Origin of the sequence: Psychrobacter sp. (assembly GCF_041554015.1) — a bacterium.
In the GTDB taxonomy this organism is placed as follows: Bacteria; Pseudomonadota; Gammaproteobacteria; order Pseudomonadales; family Moraxellaceae; genus Psychrobacter.
Window position 1 is genome coordinate 1 of the sequence record NZ_JBFFMS010000090.1, and the last position, 2,321, is coordinate 2,321.

The window sequence follows — 2,321 nt, forward strand, 5'->3', positions numbered from 1 at the left end:
AATTAAAACAATAACCGCCATCCACAATCGATGCGCCTTTACCCATTCAACCATATGCGCGCCCAGCTGCTTTTGGGCGGGATGACGGTTCATATCATAGAGGATACGCTCAGCATTACTACTCGATTCGGGTGGTAGCCAGCCCTGATTTATTCCTAACAACGCTTGCTCTGATTGACTTGTACCAAATAGATTTTGATTAATCTGTCGCACCAAAGCATTTGGCGCTTGCTCGGTCGCCGCCAATGTCCAATTGGGATATATCGGCGTTGAAGATTGACAGTTAGAAGCGGTCGCAACAGGGTGAATAAGACGGTATTGCTTCTCACTAATCTTTCCTTGCCGGGCCATCTCTTCCATCAAGCAAAGCGGCGCTATTGCTGCGTCTACACTGCCATTCGCTAGTGCATTTAACGTGCGCTCAATAGGATAGCCGACGAACTGGGTCTGATAACGGTTGGACGGCACGCCGTTTTGTTGTAATAAATGCGCGACCAATAGATAACCACCAAAAGCCTCGGCATCGACGGCAGCAACTTTACGCTGCTGCAAATCTTGCAGCTGATAAATGCCGCTGTCCGCCTTTACCCAAAGTGCACTGGCCACTTCTTCCATGGCGCTAGGTTCTTTTAACGGACTACCCTGACTGAGCTTATTAAATTCATTGGCTAAGCTAACCGTTGCGGAAAACTGCTTATCAGCGGTTTTACTGAAACCTTTTTCATTAAAGTTTTTACCATTGATATCCGCAGGCGCAGTCAATTTAGTTGGCGCCGTATCGGCTTGCAAGGTCGCAAGCCAGCGCCAATGGGTGGTATTCATTTTAATCAGTTGCACTTGTGGTCCAAGCACCAAGGCAAACTGCTGCGCCTCAATTTCCTGCTGCCAATTCTCTAACGCCAGCGGCACTAAGACTACTGTGTCCTCTTGCAACTGCTCATTAAGCTGATTGAGCCAAGGTTGCCAGCGTTCTTGCGCAACCGTTTCGCCTTGCGGCGCCAGCACGCCTAAATAATACGTCTGGGCGTTTGCCATAGACATAACCAAGCAAGCATTTAATGCCATCAGAGCTATCAACGCTTTCCACACCCTCAAGGTTATGGTTCTAAGCGCAATTTTCGATAAAAAATCAATGGTATTTATAGGCATTATTTGCGACTTAAGACGTCCAAGTTTGTAAAATTTATTAAAACCATATGATTAATGTGGTTTTCCACAATATCAGCATATTACGCCATATTCTATACTACATAGCAAGATTCTATCTTTAATTGGCTGAGCTTAATGATTGCTATCGAATATAAAAATCAGGCATTACCAATAAGCCTTACAACATAGATGGCGACAGTAGGCACAGTAAGTAAAGTAAGTAAAGTAAGTAAAGTAAGTAAAATAAGTACAGCAATATTTTTATAGACTATTTTTATGGAGGGCAGGCTTATGAAAAAGTGGCCATTAATCATTATTATGGCAGCCATTATCGGGATGATTTTGGCGTTTATCATTGGGCAAATACTGCCTAATATGCGCACGAGTAGCAGTGACATCGAGGTCAATATCACCGACCCTGCACTTATTAAACAAGGGGAATACGTCGCGCGTACCGCTGACTGTGTCGCTTGTCATACCACGTTAGATGGCGAGACTTATGCAGGCGGCCTGCCTATGCTCACCCCATTGGGTGCGATTTATTCAACCAACATTACCCCTGATAAAGAAACCGGTATTGGTCAGTATACTTTTACTGACTTTAAAAATGCCGTCAAGCATGGCGTGCGCCGTGATAATAAAGCCCTTTACCCTGCGATGCCATATCCCTCTTATCAGCTCATGCCAGATGAAGATTTGGCCGCGATGTACGCCTTTTTTATGTCTGACGTCAAACCTGTCAAGCAAGCCAACTTGAAAAGCGAGCTACCACCGGTGACAAATTGGCGCTGGCCCTTAGCATACTGGCAAGCACTGTTTGACCCAAAACGTGATTTTGTCGCTGAAAGTGATGATGCCGTGTTGGCTCGTGGACAATACTTAGTCGAAGGTCCTGGTCACTGCGGCTCTTGTCATACTGGGCGCGGTATCGGTTTCCAAGAAGTCGCTTTAAATAATGCTGACTCAGAAGAATATTTGAGCGGTGCGGTTATCGATGGCTGGCGCGCCAAAAGTATTCGCGGTGAACATCGCGGTTTGGGTACGTGGACGGTCGCAGAACTGAATGACTTCTTTAAAACCGGTCGTACTGACACCACGGCTGCCTTTGGCGCCATGGCCGAAGTGGTCGAGCACAGCACGCAATATATGACAGACTATGATATCAACGCCAT

2 protein-coding genes are annotated in these 2,321 nt (G+C 46.1%); one reads left to right on the forward strand and one right to left on the reverse strand.

What is annotated here, in order from left to right; translation table 11 throughout:
• A partial coding sequence (locus ABYU67_RS12140) for a phosphate/phosphite/phosphonate ABC transporter substrate-binding protein (protein WP_372845561.1) occupies window positions 1-1,035 on the reverse strand: 1,035 nt, incomplete at its 3' end.
• A gap of 405 nt (window positions 1,036-1,440) precedes the next feature.
• Between ABYU67_RS12140 and ABYU67_RS12145 the strand changes: the two genes are divergently transcribed.
• The coding region (locus ABYU67_RS12145) for a cytochrome c (RefSeq protein WP_372845563.1) at window positions 1,441-2,321 on the forward strand (881 nt) is incomplete at its 3' end.